The organism is Mycoplasma corogypsi (assembly GCF_045276875.1).
Taxonomy (GTDB): domain Bacteria; phylum Bacillota_I; class Bacilli_A; order Mycoplasmatales; family Metamycoplasmataceae; genus Mycoplasmopsis; species Mycoplasmopsis corogypsi.
Window position 1 is genome coordinate 487,680 of record NZ_CP174163.1, and the last position, 20,533, is coordinate 508,212.

Sequence of the window (20,533 nt, forward strand, 5' to 3'; positions counted from 1 at the left end):
TTATTGCTCTTTTAAGAATTTAATTAGTTGTTCTTGGAACTCCTCGACTTTGATTTGATGAATCATTTGTCCTTTAATAATTCTTACTGACCCATTTTCTTCTGAAACTACAATTGTTGTAGCATCTGACTGTTCTGAAATACCCATTGCAGCACGGTGTCTTGAACCGTAATTGTTTTGCACACTACGTCTTGTGATTTTATAAAAAGTTGCTGCATAGTAAATTTTATTATCACGAATAATAACTGCTCCATCATGTAAAGGAGAGTTTTTATTAAAAATTGCAATTAGTAGTGCATTAGAGATGTTGGCATTTAAAATAACTCCATCAGTTCGTAAGTTATCTAAATTATCATTGTTTTCAATAGTTATTAAAGCACCAATTTTGTTTTTAGAAAAATATTCCACACTTTCACGAAGTTGGTTAATTAATCTAATTTGACTGCTTCTTCCTAGTTTGTCGTACTTAACTTTTTTTGTTCTTGATTTCATAAATGAAACCATATGTGGTCAGACATTAACTATTAAAATTACTGTTAAAAGTACTAAAACAGCAATTAAGATAGAAAAAATTGCCACATTGTAGTTTCATTCAAATGTTAAAAGTGATGGATTATCAGCTTTAGCATTTGAATCAATTGCTTCTTGCATTAATTTTAGTTTAAGCATAAGTAGCTACAAAGTAAGCAATTAAAACTAGTAAAACTAATACAAATAAACTGGTGATTGCACCTAATGAGTTATAAAACAATTCTCGTTTATATCAAGGCAAGTTTTTTTGACTTAAACGATAAGCTTTATTAACATCCTCACTTTGTGCCTTTAATATGGCATGTTCAATTTCTTTTTTTCTAAAATCAATTCAATCGATTTTACTTGTTTGTTGATTGTATTCCATCATGCCTCCTATTTTTATATGTATATATACATATATTTTAATTTTTTTATGAAAAAATCAAAAGAAAAACCTAAGGAAAACTTAGGTTATTAATTTTTTGATTGGACAAATTTGATAGCTTCTAAAAGCACTAAATATTTATTAAAACTAGTTGCTTGTAAAAGTGCTAAAGCAGTAGTTAAATCAACGAATTTAACACTTAAAATTTCATCTTCTTGCTTTAGTAAATTGCATTGATTTTCATCAATTAAAGCTACAAAATAGGTAACTTTACGATCAACATCAAATTCTTCAAGCGTATAGTGTGAAACAATGTGATATTTTGGATAAATAGTTAATAAATTTGCACTTATATTAGTTTCTTCAAATAATTCTCGTTTAGCTGTAGCTAGTAAGTTTTCATTTGGTTCAATTCTTCCTTTGGGAAAACCAAATGAACCATCTTGTTCTTGAACTAAAAGTACTTTGTTTAAGTTGTTTTGGTCAAAAATAACAAAACCACTTGAAATACTTAGTTTTCTAGTTTGAATGTTTTTTAACATAAGTTTGTAAAGCTTCTACCATATCTAATTTTTCTCATGGTAAATCTAAATCATTACGACCAAAGTGCCCATAATATGAGGTTTTTTGGTAAATTGGTCGTCTTAAATCTAATTTAGTAATAATACCTTTTGGAGTTAAATCAAATAAAGCTAAAATTGCTTGTTCAATTACTTCTTTAGCTACTTTTTCAGTACCAAATGTTTCAACAGAAACTGAAACAGGTTGAGCAATACCGATACTATAACTTAATTGAATTTCGATTTTATCTGCTAATTTTGCAGCTACAATGTTTTTTGCGATATATCTAGCTGCATAAGCGGCACTACGGTCAACTTTTGTAGCATCCTTACCACTAAAAGCACCTCCACCGTGTCTAGCTGAACCACCATAAGTATCAACAATAATTTTTCTACCAGTTAGTCCAGTATCACAAATTGGACCTCCAATAATAAATTTACCAGTTGGGTTAATTAAAATACGGTTTGGTTGAGGTAAGTTATATTGATCTAAAACGTATCCGATGATATCCGTTTTAATATAGTTTTTAAATTCTTCATCATCTCATTTATCTGAGTGTTGAATGCTTAATAAAATTGTGTCAATTAAAGTGTTATTTGGGTCAGTATAATCAACAGTAACTTGACTTTTCATATCGGCTTTAGCTCACTTAAATAAACCGTCTGTTCTTAATTTTTCAGCTCTTTTAACTAATTCGTGTGCTAAAGTAATCGCTAAAGGCATATAAGTTGGTGTTTCATTGGTTGCATAACCAAACATAATTCCTTGGTCTCCTGCTCCAATTTCATCGCCTTTTTCAACTCCTTGTGCAATGTCAGGACTTTGCACTCTAATATCAGTTTGAAAACTGGTTCGAGTTGAATAGTATCCAAGTTCTTTTAAGATGTTAATAGCAATTTCGATTACATCAACAGCGATGTTTGATTGAACTTCACCTGCTATAAAAATATTGTGTCCACTTGCAACTGTTTCGATTGCTACTTTAGCAACTGGATCTCTTCTTAAATATTCATCTAAAATAGCATCACTAATTTGATCACATAATTTGTCCGGATGTCCTCTACCGACACTTTCACTTGTAAATAGTTTTCTCATAATAAAAATCTCCTTTTGCTTATTTACAAGGAGATTAAAATTAAGGTAAGTTGCATGTTGGTTATACCCTAACTCTCCACCTTGCTAAAGCAGGTTGGCAATGGTCAATGCTGTCAAGCTACCATACTCTTGATGCAAATAAGCTAATTAATTATAGCACAGATATTTATTTGCATCCAAATAATTTTGATAAAAAAGGTGTATAAAAATGATAACAGATGTTATCATTTTGACTAATAATTTTTGCTTATTTTAAGCAGCTTTTGGTGCTAAATGACCTTTAGTACTAGTGATTACTTTTTCAACATTAGCATTAAAATTAGTTAATTGTTGTTTGTCATTATTTGTTTTGTAACTAGCTTGATATTGTGAGTTAATATCTTTAATATTAGCGATTAATTTAGCTAGTAATTGATCTTTAGGGTCACTGTTATTATATTTAGTTTCTAATTGCGGTAAGTATTGGTCTAAGGTGTTAATATTATTAGCTAAAACTTTTTGTTGTACTTTGACTTGATTATTTCATTGGTTAACTAAAGCAGTTGAAACTAAAACAGTTGAACCACCAAAAACAAAACCTGTTATACCAAAAAGGGCGAATTTTCAGAAGTTTGGTTTCATTGATTATTTTTCCTCTTTGATTTTTTGTAAGATTTGATCAATTTTTAAACCACTTTTGCTAACTTCATCTAAATAAAAGTGAATTTCAGGAACTTTTCTTCAAGATAGTGAATTAGCTAAAATTTTTCTTACATAACCTGAACTAGCGTTTAAGGCGATAATTCCTTTTTGTTCATTACCACTTAAGTTAACAAATACTTTCAAATGAGATAAATCATTTGAAAGTTGTACATCCATAACTACTGGATCAACAATGTTAACATTGGTAAGATCGTTATATAAAATATCAGCTACTAATCTTTGAATTTGAGTTTCTTTACGTTTTAATGCTATATCGTTCATGTTTCAATTATACCAAATAAGTCCATAACTCTTAAAGATATAAGCAAACTAAAAAATCTTTTTAAGCATATTAAAGGTAAATTTACCAATTTTTGGGTTAGTTTGAATTTTTTGATTCATATTTAGCTTATGTGATGAATACAAGTAATTTTTCTCATGAGAAAAAGTTTTAAATCCAGTATAACCATGATATTTACCAAAACCACTATGTCCTAGACCACCAAAACCATAGTTATTGTTTGAAATTTGCACAATAGCGTTATTTACAGCTCCTGTTGCAAACTGGGTTTCGGTAATAATTTTATTAATTGTGTGCTTATTACGACCGAATATATATAAAGCTAGTGGAGTATTGTGCTCGTTGATGTATGAAATAACGTCTTCTAAATTATCATATGGAACTAGTGGTAAAATAGGTGCAAATAGTTCTTGTTGCATTGTTTTATCTAACAATGAAGCTTCAAAAACATATGGTTCGATTTTAAGTTTATCTTGATCGTATTTTAGTGGTAAATCTAAAGCTAAAATACGATTAAAGTGTCTTGGTGAAATAATTTTAGGATAAGTTGGGTTTGCTAAAATATCTTCTCCAAATTGTTCTTTAAATGCATTATCAAGAGCTTTTTTAGTTTCATTTAGCATTTTTCTAGGAACAAATACATAATCAGGAGCTACACAAGTTTGACCAGAGTTTAACCCTTTAGCTCAAGCTAGTTTTTTAGCAGTATCATATAGTAAAGCATCTTCTAAAATAATAGTTGGTGATTTTCCACCTAATTCTAAAACACAAGGTGTTAAGGTTTCAGCAGCTTTTTGATAAACACTATGACCTACTTTTTCATTTCCAGTAAAGAAAATTAAGTCATATTTATCTTTTAATAAATTAATCGCTACATCTGCTTCACCTAAATGTACTCTCACTTCTGTTTCATCAAACACATTATTTAAAATTTTCTTCATTACTCTTGAAGTGTGCATTGAAAACTCTGAAAGTTTGATATCAATTGAATTTCCTGCACCAAAAGCATCAATTAAAGGAATCATTGAAAGGTTAAATGGGTAGTTTCAAGGTGAAATAATTAACACTTTTCCTAGTGGTTGATACACTTGGTATGATTTACTTGGATTCATTGACATTGGAGTTTTAACTTTAGTTGTTTTTGCTCATTTATTTAGCTTTTTAATATAAAGATTTACTTCAGCTAAAACTTGTCCTACTTCAGATAAAAAAGCTTCTTGCTCACTTTTGTTTAAATCTAAATATAAAGCCTCGTAAATAGCAGGTTCGTTAGCTAAAATTTCTTCTTTAAGTTGAATTAGTTTGTTAACACGGTAATTTACATCTAAAAGTTTGTGGTTTAATTTATTCATGTTTAAATTTTATAATATTATTTATTTTATCTAGGTATATTACTTTAAAAAGATGAAAAAATAGGCACTTTTTGCCTATTTTTATCATTTTTAGTGACTAATAGTTTTATTTAGCTAGTGTAAATAAAACTTGTCCGCTTGTAGCGCTTTGAGCTTCGTTTTTTAATGTTTTTAAACTTGAATCTTGAGTTGCAGCTAATACTAAATGTGTATCAACTTGTTTAGCTAGGTATTTATCCATTTGTAATTCTAAGACTACATCACCAGCATTTACGCTTTGGTTTAAGCTTACATTTGAGCTAATTCCAACACCGTTTAATAAGTGTGAGTTTAAACCAACAACTACTACAACTTCAACTCCAGTTGCTGATGTTAAAATAAATTGATTTTTACCAGCTGGAAGCATTGTAATTTTTCCGCTAAATGGAGCAACTACATTAACTTTTTGAGCTTTAGTATCCATTTGGATTGCTAAACCTGATCCAACTAAACCTTTAGAAAATACTTCATCATTTAAAGTACTTAATGGTGAAACAGCTCCTGATATAGGTGCTAAAACTTCTAATGAATCAACTGAAGCTACTTGTCTTGCTTCAGATTTTTTAGTTTCAACTGTAGCTGTTGTTTGTTCTGGTTGTTGTTGAGCTTGTAAAGTAGCTACAAATTTTTTAACTACTTGGTTCAAACCTTCAGCTCCTGCACAGAAAGTAACTTGCACGTGTTTTGCTGCTTCAAAAACTTCAACTTTTACAGCTCCTAATTTTTCTAATAATGCTGCATTAACTTTTGAAACATCTTTAACATCATATCTTAATTGTGAAACACTTGAGTTAAAAACTAAAATGTTATGTACACCACCAAAAGCACTCACTAACTCACTAATTTCTACTGGAACTTTTGAACAATCTGATGTATCTACTGATTTGAATTTTTCAACTAAATTCATATTATTCTCCTTGAAAATACATAATAAAAAGAATATGATTTCCACTTTTTTAAGTACTATAATTTTATAATAATTTTTTAATAACATAAGCAAGAAACCAATTAATTTAGAACTTGCATCAAGTAGGTTAAATATAATCAAAACGCTGGTTTTATGGTGCTAAAAGTATATATTTGTGAATTTAGTTAGCTTAAGTTATTAAATCAAAATGATACAAAATAATAAAAAACCAGGAAGTTCCTGGTTTTCTTTTCAGAATTTAATTAAATACTACTGAAATTCTTCGGATACATCGACTATCAAGTAATATCATCTTCATCTTCTGATGATTGGTTTGATTTTGTTTCTGCTTTTTTAGCTTCAGGGTCAATTGAAAACATTCCATTGATTTCCATTGTTGCAAAAACTGGAGCTTCTTGTGGTTTATAAACACTTTCAGCTTGTGGTTGTTCTGTTTTTGCTTTTTCTACTTCTAAATCAAAAAGTGATGTTTCGTGAGTAGTTTCTTCTACTTTAGCTTCTACAACTTCATCAGCGAATAAGCTGTCGTATGAACTTTGAGGTTCTTCAGGTTGACTTGAAGATTGTTCTTCGGCAGCATTAACAGAATAAAATGCTTGTTGGTGGAATTGTTCCAATGTTGGTTGAGGTGCAACAGTTTCTTGTGCAGCTGGTTGTTGGTAGACAGTATTAGCCGCTTCTGTGTAGCTGTTTTGAACTACTTGTGGTCGAGAATCAACATAAGTTTTTACTTCTGGTTGAACTGGTTGAGGTTGAGGTGTGTATGATGTTGGTTGATGTGTTGAATCAACTGTAAATGGAGGTTGAGAAGGTCTATTTGAATTAACTGATCTTTCATCTACGCCTGTAGCGATAATTGAAATTTTGAATAGTTCTTCATTTTCTCTTGTTTCAACTTCTTCTTGTCCAAAAATAATGTTTTGATCTTCTTCATTTTCATCGTCAATGTTAAACATTGAACTTACTAATAATGTAGCTCTTTCAATTTCTTTTAAGCTTGTTTTATTATCGTGTTGAATGTTAATGATCAATCTTTGTGCTGTACTGATATCGTTTTCGAAAACATAGTTTTCAAATGCTTTTTGAACAGCTTTTTCAGCTTTATCATTTCCTGTTGCTTGTCCGATTCCAACAACTGCTAGTCCAGAATCTTTTACAATTGTTTCTACGTCAGCAAAGTCGATGTTAATTTTACCTGTTCTGTAAATGATATCGTGAATTGCTAAGATAATATTTTTTAATGCAATGTTTCCATACTCATTAAGTGCATTAAATGGTAAATCACCACATTGTTCACTTAATTTTCTGTTTGATACTACAATGTATGAATCAACGTGTTTTTTTAACTCTTGTAAACTTTCTTGAGCTATTTTACGTTTTTTAGATCCTTCGTGTTTAAATGGAGTATAAACTAAAGCAATTGTTAAGATACCTAATTCTTTGGCAATTTGCGCTATAACTGGTGAAGCACCTGATCCAGTACCTCCTCCTAGTCCAGCTGTAATAATAAGTAAGTCAGTTCCACGTAAATGTTCTTCAAGTTCTTTTCTTTTATCTAAAGCAGCTTTTTCGCCAACTTCTGGGTTTGCTCCAGCTCCTAATCCACGAGCATCACCTAAATGAATTTTGTTTTCACAACTATTATCATTTAAGCTTTGTAAATCAGTGTTTGCAACTAAAAACTCTACATTTTCTAAGTTTTCTTGCATAATGTTAGCTACTGCGTTAGATCCGACACCACCAACACCAATAACTTTAAAAACTACATGTGTAGGATTTGTCAATTCGTCAGTTGCAGCTTGACTTTGACTTGGTTTGTATTTGTTTGACATGTATGCTCCTATGCTAATTTGGTTTTAAATTTAAATAAATTCAAAATTTTACCTAAAAAACTAAGTTTGTTATCCTGCTTAATGATTTCGTATTCGCTCGTGTGCGTTTGGCTTTGACTTGCTTTTTGTTCAACTTTTGAGTTGGTTAAAACTAATTGTTCAATTAGTCTATTGCAATTTGAAATATATAATAAATTGTTTTTTGCTTTTAATTTGTTTAAGTGCGCTATATTTTGTACACTGAAATCATGATGATTTTGGTCATTAAAATCTTCATTACTAAAAGCCATTCAGCTTGGTACTTGTAGCTTAATTTGTTTTATGCGTAAACGATCGATTCCTAAATCTTGGCATTGAAACGAAATTATTTTCTTAGCTTCTTGTGAAATATAATCTGTAAATTGATTGTTACTAGAATTTAGTAGGTGTAAGTATTCATTTTGTTTAATGATTTTGTCAAAATTTTCACTTTGTTTTAACCTCACTAGCGAAGCTAGCATATTATGAACTTCAGAGGCATTTTTGTGCATTGATTCTGACATTTTTTCAACAAAATAATTAAGTCCTACTGCATCATTGTAATTATACCGAATAATTTTATTATTGTATGTGATTGCGAAAATAATATTGTCTGATTCAACATCAATTAAAAATGATCATTTGTCTTCTACATCTTTAGCCATAGATGCTAGAATTTGTGATTTTAATTTGTAGATAAACTCTTTGATGTTGATTTTTTTCATTATAGTTTCAACAGTACTTATGAAGGTTTGATCTTTAGGGAAACTAAATCTCGCATAAACTTGTTTAATAGTATTAAAGGGTCTTGGAACACTTGGTAATTTATTATAACTTCGATTTACGTTGTTGTGTGTTATGTATGTGATAGTAGGATATGAAATTACATAACTATTAGTTTCTAATTCACTATTTAAATAGTTAATTTTACTTATTAAATTGTCTTGGATATCTTCATATCGCATTGATTTTGATTCGTATTCATCTTGTTGTAAGAAGACTGATTTGTTATCAAATTTTAAGTCTTTAATTATTGCATCGTTTATTATGACATTTGTTGATAATTGATCGCTTTTGATTTCAGATAATTTTTGCTTAATTTTTGAACAAGCAACTAAAGTTTCTTGTTCGTTAGTTAGGTCAAATTGGATATCTATACCACCGTTTAGCAAACTATTTGAAGTTTTTCTAATTAGAACAAAATTAGCAGAGGTGTTTTCGATTGCTAAATTAGCGATATATTGTTCCATTTTAACTCCTTAAAATAATTTGGTGATTGTTCTTAGTTTGGCACTACGTGAACGGTTATTTAATTCAAGCTCATTATCATTTGGTTTAATTTGTTTAGTTAAAAACTGTTTTTGTTCCATAATTGGAAGCTTAGAAGGTATTTTGCTTGTAGTTAAGTTTTTATAAAAATCTTTAACGATTTTATCTTCAATTGAATGAAAAGTAATTATTGACAGTGTGGCATTTTTATTAAGTAAACTCACTGCATCACTTAGCATGGTGTTAAGTGATTCTAGTTCGTTATTTACTTCAATCCGTAAAGCTTGAAAAACTGCTTTAGCTGGATTTTTTTGTCTTAATAAGGCTGCAGGATATGCGCTTTTAATCACGTTAACTAATTCTAAAGTTGTATTAATTGGTCTAGCTTGCAAAATGGCTTTCGCAACTTTTTTGTTAAGTTTTACATCAGCGTATTTTCACAATATGCTAGCTAATTGTTCTTCTGTATAATTGTTAACTAAATAGTGTGCATCAAAAGTTTGACTAGTATCCATTCTCATATCGAGCTTGGCATCTTTATTGTAACTAAAACCTCTTTCGGCTTGATCTATTTGAGGTGATGAGATTCCTAAATCAGCTATAATACCATCAACATGGTAAATATTACGCTTAGCTAATTCTGATTTTATATTTTTGAAATCACTTTGAATTAGCTCGTAATTGTTATTTATCTTTTTCAATCGTTCATTTGCAGTTTTTATTGCGTATGAATCCTTATCAAAAGCAAATAGTTTACCAGTTGTTAGTTTTTCTAAAATTTTCGCTGAATGTCCACCCATTCCTAAGGTTAAATCAACATAAATACCATCTTCTTTAATATGTAATGAATCAATTGTTTCATCAAGTAAAACTGAAAAATGTAATTGTTGTTCCATATTAAATCCCTGATATTTCTTGGGCTAGTTTTGCTAGGTCTTCGGTTGAAACACTAGCTTCAAATTCATCAAACTTTTCTTTAGCTCATAACTCTATTACTGTCCCTGTTCCCACAAAAACAATATCTTTTTGGATGTTAAGTTTTTCGATTAAGTTTTTAGGTAGTGAAATACGATTTTGTTTGTCCAAGCTTACTTGAGCAGCATTTCCTAAAATAATTCTAGTAACTGTTCTTACATCTCTATTAAAGTGACTTTTGCTTTCTAAAGTATTACGATAACTTTCGAAAGCTTCACTTGAACGAATTTCTGCATTTCCATCAAAACCTAAAGTAATATAAAACTCATTACCCAACTCATTTTTAAGAGCTGGTGGTATGACTACTCTGGCTTTGTCATCAATACTTCGAGTGTGTATTCCATACATTTCCACTTCCTCCCACTTACATCCACTTTTATTGTATCAAATATGAACCTGATAGCACAAAAAACTACAATATTTTTTAAATTTTTTTCTAGTAATTTTAAATTAGTTAGTGTAATAATTTTTTAGCCTGTTTTTAGATATAAAAAAATACTGCACTCAAATCAAATGCAGTATTTTTTTGATTTTCAAAATATGAAAAATGTGGAAATTTTTACATTTTTTTAGTTTTCTCTGTTAAATAACTCTAAAGCATTAGTTACGTCACTAATTTCACCAACTATCGAGATAGTATCACCTAATTTTAATTCACCATTTGCTGTGGCCATATGTGATTCGCCATCACGCTTGATTAAAATGATATTAATTCCAAAATCAGGCAGTTTTAAATCACGAATAGGTTTGTTAGTTAATTCATTATTTTTAATTTTTGTTGAACCAATAACAAAGTTATTTTCTAGTTCAAAAATATTGTCTGAATAGTTAATAAAACTATTATTTGCTGCTATGATAGCAGTTCTAATTCCAGCTTCGTATTCAGGACGAATTATGACTTTAACACCAATTAATTTAAGAACTCTAGCATAACGTTTAGATTTAGCACGTGCAATGATATTTTTTACACCTAATTCTAGTAAAGCACCGACAATTTCAACGTTTTCAGTTACAGTAACAACTACTGTTTCCATTTGATCAATACCACTAGCTTGTAAAGCTTTTTTGTCAGCTGCATCTAAAATGATAATACGGTCGACATCATCAGAATATTTTTTAACTTCATCATCAACTTTGTCAATTAAAATTAAGTTTTTATTTAATTTTAATAGCTGTTCAATAACAGCTTGACCAAATCTACCAGCACCAATAACTGCTATATCGTCTTTGTATTTAACTTTCATAATTCCTCCTAACCTATCGCTAGGTCTCCATCGATGTATTCAAATTTTCTCTTATTATCTTTTTTACGTTTTCATACTAATAAAGTTGATGAAATACCAAATTGTCCAATGAACATGACAACTATAATGGTAATTTTTGAAAGTGTATTTAATTGAGTAGTAATACCAGTAGATAAACCAGTAGTTCCGAAAGCACTAGCTACTTCAAAAATAATTGCTTCTGAACCAAAATTGCGAGCATTAATTCCAGTTTCAGTATGACTATTTAAACTTGTAATTGATAATAGTACTCCAATAGTTAAAATCACAAGAGCAATCGCAACTACTAATAAACTTTGAAACACAGTATCTTTATTAATTGCACGTTTAAACATTCTAATTCTAGGTTGTCCTAGTAGTGTGCTAATAATTGACATCATAAAGACAGCGAAAGTAGTGGTTCTAATTCCTCCACCTGTACTTGCAGGGGCTGAACCAATAACCATCATAATGGTATAAACTAGCTTACTTGCCTTGGTAAAGTCATTTAAGTTAGCGGTAGCAAAACCAGCACTACGAGTTGAAAGTGATGTAAAAAATATTGCAAACACTTTATTAAAAGTAGTCCCATAGTAAGAAATAGTATGAGCTTTAAAAAACTCAATATTTTCTTTTGAAACCGGTTCACCAGATTTAAACATATTAAAGTTTCACTGATCCATTAAAATTTTTAGTTTTATTTGTTCTTGAAATGATAATGAGTTTGTATTATTAAGCGCTAACTTGTTAAATAAAGTATCTCCAGCGATGCTAGTTGTTTCATTAATTAAAGTTCAGACAAATCCAACTAAAAAGATTAACAAGTAAAAAGTTAATGAAACTTTAGTAAATAAACTAAAGTGATATTTATTTTTTCTTTTACGAATTTTATGACGGATGTATTGACGAATGTCATAAATTGCAGGATAACCTAAACCACCAATAATTAGTAGGATAATAAAACAAACTTGTAAGAAGTAATCACTATAATAAGGCATCAAACTATTTCCAGAAATGATATCAAAACCAGCATTATTGATTGCAGAAATAGTATGGAAAATTCCAAATCTTAGCGACATTACAATATCACCTTTGGGATTGATGTAATTATTTGCTAATTCGTTTTGAATCGCAACTGTCATTTTAGGTCCAGAAAAATAAAAGTAGACTGTTAAAATGATTGAAAAAATAAAAATAGATAAAAATAAGAATTTAACCGAGTTTATAACTAATCTAGTTGTACGAACTGGATCATCACTTCCACGCTCAGTTTGAAGTAGTTTAACCTCGCTTAAAGTTGCTGATTTTTTACCAAATAAGTAATTAATAATAAAGAATTTGAGTGCAAAAATTCCGATTCCACCACTTAAAATCAAAACAGCTATAATCGCCTGACCAAACCAGTTTCAATGTTCAAAAGTATTAACAACAACTAGTCCAGTATCACTAAAAGCACTAGCTGTAGTAAATACAGCATCAATATAGCTGATTTGGTTATTTTCATTTTGAGTTCATGGACTAAATAACAATAAACTTGAAACTATCACGATGACAAAGTATAAAAAGAATAAGTACTTTAGATGTGGTAGTTTTCTTTTTCAGACCATGATTTTTCTAAAAAAGTTGATAAATTTACTTTTACTTATTGAGCTTTTTAGTTTTTGGGAAAAGTTCACAGCACTCCTTTTTTAAGTTTTCTATAATTATAAACTATTTACTATATTTAAAGGCTTATTTTTGATTGGATTAAAAGTTTGATTTTTACACTAAATTTAGATCTAAAAGCTTGGTTTTACTATGGTTTTACGGATTTTGGTTGCTAAAAACTTAGCATAGCAGTTTAAAAACTAAAAATAATTTCTATTTTAGTTAAATAGAAATTATTGAAATTTAAAACTTTTAACTTTTTTGGGCTATATTTTGTCAAAGTTGATAGTATTGACCTTGAGTTTTAATTAATTGTTCGTGAGTACCTTGTTCTGCAATTTTTGCATCACTAATAACTAAAATTAAATCAGCATTTTTGATTGTGCTTAAACGGTTAGCGATAATGAAAGTGGTACGGTTTTTTATTAATTTATCCATTGCATCTTGAATAATTTTTTCAGTTACAATGTCAATATTGCTTGTGGCTTCATCTAATACTAAAACTGGTGGATTTTTATAACTTGTACGAGCAATTGAAATGAGTTGTTTTTGACCTTGAGATAAGTTATTTCCTGAGTCATTTAATAAAGTTTCGTATTTATCTGTCATTTTATCAACATGCATTGCTAAATTAGAAACCTCAATCACATCGCTTAATAGCTCGTTATTTAACTCACTTTCACCATAAACTATGTTGTTAGTTAAAGTATCAGTAAATAAAGTTGGTTGTTGTAACACATAACCAAGTGATTTACGTAAATCTGTTAGCTTAATATCGTTGATATTGATACCATCATAAAATATCGACCCATTAGTTGGTTGATAAAAACGACATAGTAAGTTTGTTATTGTAGTTTTACCAGCTCCAGTTTTTCCTACTAAAGCAACTTTTTGACCTTTAGTAGCGCTAAAACTCATATTTTCGATAACTTTGGTATTTTCATCATAGCTAAAACTAACATTTTTAAATTCGATCTCACCACTTACAAGTTTGTATTCAAAATCTAAATCTTTAGGTATTTTTCAATAAAATTTCGAATCTGGGTGTTTTTGGGTTTCAATGAATTTATTATCTTGGAAAAATCCTTTGGTTAGTTCAATATATCCATCGTCTGTTTCTACTTTGGTATCTAAAACTTGAAAAATTCTAGAACAACCAGCTAAAGCAACAACAATGCTATTTGAAGTATAAGTTATGTTGCTAATTAAGTTATTAAAACTTCGTGCAAATTGAGTAAACGAAATTAAAGTACCTAAACTAATAAATATAAATAAAGTAGCGTTAGGATCATTACTTTTTACCGCTATATATCCACCAACTAGTGTCATTACCGCGTACGCTATTCCACCCAAGTTAAAGGAAATAGGAAACATCATATGGCTGTAAGTAGATGATTTATAGTCAGCTTTATTTAATTCTTGATTAATTTTTTTAAATGTTTCTTCAGAATCCTTTTCTTGGTTAAATAACTTAATAGTTCTTAAATTTGAAAGCATTTCCTCAGAAAAACCAGTTAATTCACCTAATTTTTTACGTTCATTTGAACGGAAAGCAAATGATTTTTTAACCAAAAAGTATGAAATAACGAAGATAAATGAAATTAAAACTAACATTACTAAAGTTAAGAATCAGTTTAACACAAACATAATAATAACTGACACAAAAATAGTAAATGAAGAGTTAATTAAATCAACTAAAGAGGTGTTAACAAAATCTCTTAAAGTTTGAACATCGTTTGTAAAACGAGATAAAATATCACCTTTAGCATTTTGATCAAAATACTTAATTGGTAATTTTTGGATATGTTTATATAGCTTTAAGCGTAATTTACACATTGTTCCAAATGTGATTTTAATCATAATCCGTACGCTAATAAATGAAAATAAGACAGCTGTACCAAAAATGATTGCCGAACCAATTATGACTAAAATAAACTTATTTTAATCAAAACTTAAGTTTGCTGGAATGATATCTTTTGTATAAGGTTCTAAAAAACCACCTAAAATGATTTTACCCATAAAAATTTGGTTATAAATCATTCCAATATTACTAAGTAGCATAAAAATTACCGCAAAAATAAGCGCAGCTTTATTCGATTCTCAAACTAGTTGTAAAATCCGTTTGATAGTTTGAATTCGTTGCTCTCTAGTTAATTTTGGTCTAGGTCTATAAGAAGTATTATTAGAATATTTCATCAATACCTCCTATCGCTTGTTGAGTAGCGTATAATGTTTGATAATATTTGTTTTCAGCTAAAAGTTGTTCGTGTTTTCCAATCGCTTGAATTTGTCCATCTTCCATAATTACAATTCGATCAGCATCAATGATCGAATTAATTTTTTGAGCAATAGTAATTTTCGTACAGTTATTAATTTCTTTTAATGCTTTTTTGATCGAGTTTTCGGTTTTAGCATCTACAGCACTAGTTGCGTCATCTAAAATTAAGATTTTAGGATTTTTAAGCAAGGCACGAGCAATTGATAATCTTTGTCTTTGTCCACCACTAAAGTTTTCTGCTTTTTGTTCTACAATATGGTCTAATTGGTCAGGAAGTTCTCAAACAAAATCTTTAATTCCTGCTTTTTCTAAAGCGTCTCACATTTCTTCATCAGTTGCATTTTTATTAGCTCAAAGTAAATTTGAACGAATTGTTCCTGAAAAGAGCACACTATTTTGAAAAACAGCAGAAATATGGTTAGTTAAGTTAGTTAAATCAATATCTTTGACATTAATTCCATCAATTTTAACACTACCTTCACTGACATCATAAAACCTAGGAATTAAGTGAACAAGTGAACTTTTTCCACTACCAGTTAGTCCGATAATTGCAATGTTTTCACCAGCTTTAATGTTTAAGTTAATGTTATTTAAGTTATTAATTTCTGAATTAGCATACTTAAATGAAACATTTTCAAAGCTAATTCAACCATTTAAGTTACCTGTATAGGCGTTTTGTTTGCTAGTGATACTAATTGGGTGATTTAATACTTCATTTACACGCTTAATTGAAGGAATACTTCTTAAAATCATCCCTAAAATAGACATAAGACCAACTAGTGAACCAGAAATCATTCAAATATATGAACCAAAAGCTGTGATATTTCCGATTTCGAAATTAGGAGTTTGATTAACTAAAAGTTGAGTACCTATTACTGCTAATGCTAAAATAGAAGCAAAAATAGTCCCATTAATTATAGGTGAGTTAAAAGATAAAATTTTTTCACTTTTGATTGAAATATTTCTCAGTATAGTTGTTTTGTCTTTAACTTTTTCAAACTCTTTATCTTCAGCTGTAAATGACTTAATTGTACGCATCGAAGATAGATTTTCCTGTAGTTTTAAATTAAAATCATCATATGCTGCGTATAGTTTTTTAAATAACGGAAAACTAAATAGTCAAACAATGGTAAATAAAACTGATAAAAGAGGTAAAGTAACCACAAAAATGAGTGATAATTCCTTACTTAAAGTAATTGAAAATACCAAAGCTAGCCCTAATTGGATCGGTAATCTAACTACTGCTCTTAAAATAAAAAACACTGAATTTGCTATATTAGAAGCATCACTATTAATCCGATTGATAATCACTCCGGTCGGAAATTTATCTAAATCTTGAAATGAAAAGCGTTGCACTTTAGAAAATAAGCTATTACGAATATTTTTAGCGATCCCAGTTGAAACATAAGAAGTTGTAAACGAGTGAAGTACACCAATAAATAATGAACACACAGTTAAACCAATTAAGATCGCACTACGATATAGTACAATATCAAGGTTATTTTGTCTAATTCCTTGGTCAATTACAGCACGAAGTTGTAGTGGTGCAAACACTTGCATAATAACTTCAGCAACTACTAATAAAATAGTCACTAGTGCCATTAATCTATAACCATATGAATGACTAATGAGTGTGATTTTTTTAGTTTTGGACGGCACAAATCCTCCTAGTTTTTACAAATATTATACATTTAATTTTAAGTAGTAAATTAGCCCTTAAAACGCTAAATTTGCTAGCATTTTTTCAAATTTAGCTAATTATAAAAGGTTAAAAAAACACTATTTACTAGTTATTCAAAACACAAAATAATTTTTATCTTTTTTTGTTTTTTTTCTAACTTTTTATTATAAATTGTTAGTTTGCAAACGGATAAAAATTGTGGCTCATACCAACTAATTTTTAGTTTTGAAAAACAAAAAAGCGCAATATTTTGTGCACTAAAATTTTTAAAGTAATATAATATAAACAAGTTTTACAATTTAAAAATATAGTATTGGAGTAAAATGAAACAACGACTAATTAGTGGTATTAAACCAACTGGTGATTTAACTTTAGGTAATTACATTGGGGCAATTAGAAATTTCATTAAGTTGCAAGATCAATATGAATCGTATTTTTTTGTTGCTGATTTACACGCTTTAACAACTGGAACAGTAAATCCAAAACAACTACAAAAAGATCGTGAAAATATTGTTGCTTTATATTTAGCTTGTGGACTAGATCCAAATAAAAGTGTTATTTTTTATCAATCACAAGTGCAAGAGCATGGATTAATGCAATGATTATGTACTAGTGAAACTACAATTGGGGAATTACAAAGAATGACCCAATTCAAAGATAAAGCAACCAAGCTAAAACAAGGCAATGGTACAACTAAAGTTCCAACTGGTTTATTAATGTATCCAACACTAATGGCTGGCGATATCTTACTGTATAATGCTGATTTAGTACCGATTGGTGAAGATCAAACCCAACACTTAGAGTTAACTAGAAATATTGCAGAAAGATTTAATCACAAGTATAAAACTAGATTAAAAGTGCCAACTGGTTATATTCCAGAAGTTGGAGCTAGAATTAAGTCTTTAACTGATCCAACTCAAAAAATGTCAAAAAGTGATAAATCAGATAAATCATGCATTTACTTATTAGAAGACCCAAAGCAAGCATATAACAAAATTATGAAGGCAATTACTGATAGCGAAAATAAAGTGTGCATTTCTAATGATAAACCAGGGGTTTTAAACTTATTAAATATTTATGCAGCTTTAGAAAATAAAACTCTAAAAGAAGCTGAAGCTAAATTTAAAGATGCAAACTACAAAGAGTTTAAAGAAAAAGTAGCCACCTCAGTATTCAATTTACTAACCAATATTCAAACAAAATACAAACAATCATTAACGCTAGTGCAACAAGTAACTGCGTTAGGTGCAACTAAAGCAAGTGGTATTGCAAAATACACCTTAAACAACTTAATGCTAAAAATGGGATTATTTGGAGAAACAAATGAAAGCAAATAAAGAATTAAACCATACAACTAGTCACTTACTCGGGGCAGCTGTTGAAAGACTTTATCCAGGAGTAAAGCTTGGTTTTGGACCAGCAACTGAAGAAGGTTTTTACTACGACTTTGAATTTGTCGATGCTTTAAGTGACACTGAATTAGCTAAAATTGAAAAAGAAATGAAAAAACTAGCTTCAAGAAACTTAGAAATGGTTCAAGTTCCACTTGAAGAGTACGATTTTACTAATAAACCATACAAAAAAGAATTATATGATGAATTAGTAGCTAAAGGTGCTAATATTACTTTTTATGCTTTAGTTGATCCATTAAATAAAGAAAAAGTATTTATAGATTTATGTGCTGGTGGGCACGTTGAAAGTACCAAAAAAATTAAGAATCTAAAATTATTAAGTCTAGCTGGAGCTTACTGAAGAGGAAATTCAGATAATATTCAGTTAACTAGAATTTATGGAACATCTTGAGAAACTAAAGAAGAATTAGAACAATATTTAGCAATTTTACAAGACCGTAAAGAAAGAGACCATCGTAAAATCGGTAAAGAAATGGAGCTATTCACCTTCAATAAATTAGGTGGACAAGGAATGCCATTTTGATTAGAAGATGGAATGTACATTCATAATGAAATCAGAAATTTAGTATTACATATGGACCGTAAATATGGATTTACTGAAGTTTTAACCCCTCACTTTGGTGAAGAGGAACTATATAAAATTTCTGGTCATTTAGCTCACTATAAAGATGATATGTTTAAACCAATTGTGGTGGAAAACGAAAGATTGATTCCTCGTCCAATGACATGTCCACATCATATTATTTGTTATAACACTAAAAAGCGTTCATATCGTGATTTACCAATACGTTATAGTGAACAATCTCAGTTATATCGTTATGAAAAATCAGGTGCTTTAACTGGACTTGAAAGAGTTAGAGGTATGCTTTTAACTGAAGGGCATTCATTTGTTCGTAAAGACCAAATCGCTCAAGAATTTAAACATATGTATAACCAAGTTAAAGAAACTTTAGAAGCTTTTAAGATTCAAATTAGCTATGTTTCTTTAAGTTTAAGAGACCCAGAAGATAAAGAAAAATACTACGCTGACGATAAAATGTGAAATGACGCAGAAAATGAATTAAGAACTGTGTTAAATGAACTAGGTGTTCAATACGAAGAAAAAATCGGTGAAGCTGCTTTTTATGGACCTAAAATGGACATCCAAATTTATACAGCACTAGGACACGAAATTACTGTTTCAACTTTACAATTAGACTTTTTATTACCTCAAAGATTTGATATTTGATTTACTAATAAAGAAGGTAAAGACGAACGTCCAGTAATGATTCACCGTGGATTAGTTGGTACATATGAAAGATTTGTTTCAATTTTACTAGAACAAACTAAAGGTGTATTACCATTTTGACTAGCTCCAAAACAAATTACTGTAATTCCAGTCAATAACTTAGAAAATATCGAATATGCTCGTGAAATCAATGAATTATTATTTAATTTAGGTTATCGTTCTAAAATTGATGAACGTGATGAAAGATTAAACAAAAAAATTCGTGAAGCACAAATGAGCAAATCTAAAATTCAAATCATTGTTGGTCAAAAAGAACAACAAGAAAAACTTGTGTCATATCGTAAATATGGTGAACAAGCTGTAACAACAGTTAGTTTAAGTGATTTTATTTTAATGTTAAGTGAACTAAAGGCTTCTCGTGACTAAACAAAATCAAAAAACTGATAAAGAAAAGTTGCTTAAACAACTTCACTATATTAAATTAGCCACTTTCGTTGTTACTGTTGTACTTGGTCTATTAAACTTCTTATTAAGCTCAAGTATTTTACCTTGACCAAATTACTATAATCCATTTTGAGGTAATATTTTAGTTAACTTCTTTTATACCGTTATTATCTTTGTTGGTGGAATGTTTTTAGTTTATAAGAAAAAAATCTCACTTTTTACATTACAAAATAACATTTTAATTTTAGGTATATTTGTCACTTTAAGTTGAGTGCCTCATTATGAAAATGTTAATAACATTCAACCTGATTTAAATGGTGAACTAAAATGATACTGATATAGATACGACACTATCACTGTCGCAGTTATTTATGGGTTAATTTACCTAGCTAGTTTAGCTGCGCTTACCCCAAATAATATTCATAGAATAAAAAGACTGATTTTCAAAGACAATCAACTAAGTAAAGAGGAAAATAAGTCACCAAACAATTCAAAATAGTAAAAAAAATCTCCACATTAGTAATATCAGTGTGGAGATTTTATTTTTAATAACAAACCCATAATATGCAATTAGAATTTTATATCTAATGCTATACAACCAAAATAAAAGCACTTATTTTTAGTCAAATTAA

Annotated in this window: 20 protein-coding genes; 3 read left to right on the forward strand and 17 right to left on the reverse strand. The window is 29.4% G+C overall.

Going from position 1 to position 20,533, the window contains the following annotated elements:
• The 17 genes from ACJA23_RS02015 to ACJA23_RS02095 all read right to left on the reverse strand — a co-directional run bounded on the left by ACJA23_RS02015 (window position 1) and on the right by ACJA23_RS02095 (window position 16,795).
• Window positions 1–669, reverse strand: a complete 669-nt coding sequence (locus tag ACJA23_RS02015; protein WP_406613505.1) for a diadenylate cyclase — start codon at window positions 667–669, stop codon at window positions 1–3.
• Window positions 662–898 (reverse strand): hypothetical protein, encoded by a 237-nt coding sequence (locus ACJA23_RS02020; protein WP_406613507.1) that lies wholly within the window; start codon window positions 896–898, stop codon window positions 662–664. Before ACJA23_RS02020 ends, ACJA23_RS02015 begins: the two co-directional genes overlap by 8 nt.
• Window positions 899–987: 89 nt before the next feature.
• Window positions 988–1,440 (reverse strand): NUDIX domain-containing protein, encoded by a 453-nt coding sequence (locus ACJA23_RS02025; RefSeq protein WP_406613509.1) that lies wholly within the window; start codon window positions 1,438–1,440, stop codon window positions 988–990.
• Entirely contained in the window at window positions 1,418–2,554 is a 1,137-nt protein-coding gene (metK, locus tag ACJA23_RS02030; protein ID WP_406613511.1) for a methionine adenosyltransferase, read from the reverse strand. Before metK ends, ACJA23_RS02025 begins: the two co-directional genes overlap by 23 nt.
• A gap of 252 nt (window positions 2,555–2,806) precedes the next feature.
• Window positions 2,807–3,175, reverse strand: coding sequence for a hypothetical protein (locus ACJA23_RS02035; protein ID WP_406613513.1), 369 nt, complete (start codon window positions 3,173–3,175; stop codon window positions 2,807–2,809).
• 3 nt (window positions 3,176–3,178) lie between these two features.
• A complete protein-coding gene (gene rbfA / locus ACJA23_RS02040; RefSeq protein ID WP_406613515.1) occupies window positions 3,179–3,517 on the reverse strand; it encodes a 30S ribosome-binding factor RbfA in 339 nt (112 codons plus the stop codon).
• Between the two features lie 48 nt (window positions 3,518–3,565).
• A complete protein-coding gene (locus ACJA23_RS02045; protein WP_406613517.1) occupies window positions 3,566–4,888 on the reverse strand; it encodes an aldehyde dehydrogenase family protein in 1,323 nt (440 codons plus the stop codon).
• A 106-nt stretch (window positions 4,889–4,994) separates the two neighbouring features.
• Window positions 4,995–5,834 (reverse strand): PTS glucose transporter subunit IIA, encoded by an 840-nt coding sequence (locus ACJA23_RS02050; RefSeq protein ID WP_406613519.1) that lies wholly within the window; start codon window positions 5,832–5,834, stop codon window positions 4,995–4,997.
• 296 nt (window positions 5,835–6,130) lie between these two features.
• Window positions 6,131–7,687 (reverse strand): cell division protein FtsZ, encoded by a 1,557-nt coding sequence (ftsZ, locus tag ACJA23_RS02055; protein ID WP_406613521.1) that lies wholly within the window; start codon window positions 7,685–7,687, stop codon window positions 6,131–6,133.
• Between the two features lie 8 nt (window positions 7,688–7,695).
• A complete protein-coding gene (locus ACJA23_RS02060; RefSeq protein ID WP_406613523.1) occupies window positions 7,696–8,955 on the reverse strand; it encodes an MAG3720 family protein in 1,260 nt (419 codons plus the stop codon).
• 9 nt (window positions 8,956–8,964) lie between these two features.
• Window positions 8,965–9,870 (reverse strand): 16S rRNA (cytosine(1402)-N(4))-methyltransferase RsmH, encoded by a 906-nt coding sequence (gene rsmH / locus ACJA23_RS02065; protein WP_406613525.1) that lies wholly within the window; start codon window positions 9,868–9,870, stop codon window positions 8,965–8,967.
• Between the two features lies 1 nt (window position 9,871).
• Window positions 9,872–10,297, reverse strand: coding sequence for a division/cell wall cluster transcriptional repressor MraZ (locus ACJA23_RS02070; RefSeq protein ID WP_406613527.1), 426 nt, complete (start codon window positions 10,295–10,297; stop codon window positions 9,872–9,874).
• 221 nt (window positions 10,298–10,518) lie between these two features.
• Entirely contained in the window at window positions 10,519–11,193 is a 675-nt protein-coding gene (locus ACJA23_RS02075) for a potassium channel family protein (protein WP_406613529.1), read from the reverse strand.
• Window positions 11,194–11,201: 8 nt separating this feature from the next.
• Entirely contained in the window at window positions 11,202–12,818 is a 1,617-nt protein-coding gene (locus ACJA23_RS02080; protein ID WP_406613531.1) for a TrkH family potassium uptake protein, read from the reverse strand.
• 292 nt (window positions 12,819–13,110) lie between these two features.
• Window positions 13,111–14,790: an ABC transporter ATP-binding protein gene (locus ACJA23_RS02085; RefSeq protein WP_406614756.1), complete on the reverse strand. Its 1,680-nt coding sequence runs from the start codon at window positions 14,788–14,790 to the stop codon at window positions 13,111–13,113.
• A 9-nt stretch (window positions 14,791–14,799) separates the two neighbouring features.
• Window positions 14,800–15,054, reverse strand: coding sequence for a hypothetical protein (locus ACJA23_RS02090; protein ID WP_406613533.1), 255 nt, complete (start codon window positions 15,052–15,054; stop codon window positions 14,800–14,802).
• Entirely contained in the window at window positions 15,041–16,795 is a 1,755-nt protein-coding gene (locus ACJA23_RS02095) for an ABC transporter ATP-binding protein (protein WP_406613535.1), read from the reverse strand. Before ACJA23_RS02095 ends, ACJA23_RS02090 begins: the two co-directional genes overlap by 14 nt.
• Before the next feature lie 345 nt (window positions 16,796–17,140).
• Between ACJA23_RS02095 and trpS the strand changes: the two genes are divergently transcribed.
• Genes trpS through ACJA23_RS02110 form a run of 3 tightly spaced genes read left to right on the forward strand, consistent with a single transcriptional unit; the run spans window position 17,141 to window position 20,400 of the window.
• Window positions 17,141–18,154 carry a tryptophan--tRNA ligase gene (gene trpS, locus ACJA23_RS02100; protein ID WP_406613537.1) on the forward strand — a complete coding sequence of 338 codons (1,014 nt, stop codon included), beginning with the start codon at window positions 17,141–17,143 and terminating at the stop codon, window positions 18,152–18,154.
• Window positions 18,141–19,883 carry a threonine--tRNA ligase gene (gene thrS / locus ACJA23_RS02105; protein ID WP_406613539.1) on the forward strand — a complete coding sequence of 581 codons (1,743 nt, stop codon included), beginning with the start codon at window positions 18,141–18,143 and terminating at the stop codon, window positions 19,881–19,883. Before trpS ends, thrS begins: the two co-directional genes overlap by 14 nt.
• A complete protein-coding gene (locus ACJA23_RS02110; protein WP_406613542.1) occupies window positions 19,876–20,400 on the forward strand; it encodes a hypothetical protein in 525 nt (174 codons plus the stop codon). Before thrS ends, ACJA23_RS02110 begins: the two co-directional genes overlap by 8 nt.
• The last annotated feature ends 133 nt before the right edge of the window (window positions 20,401–20,533 follow it).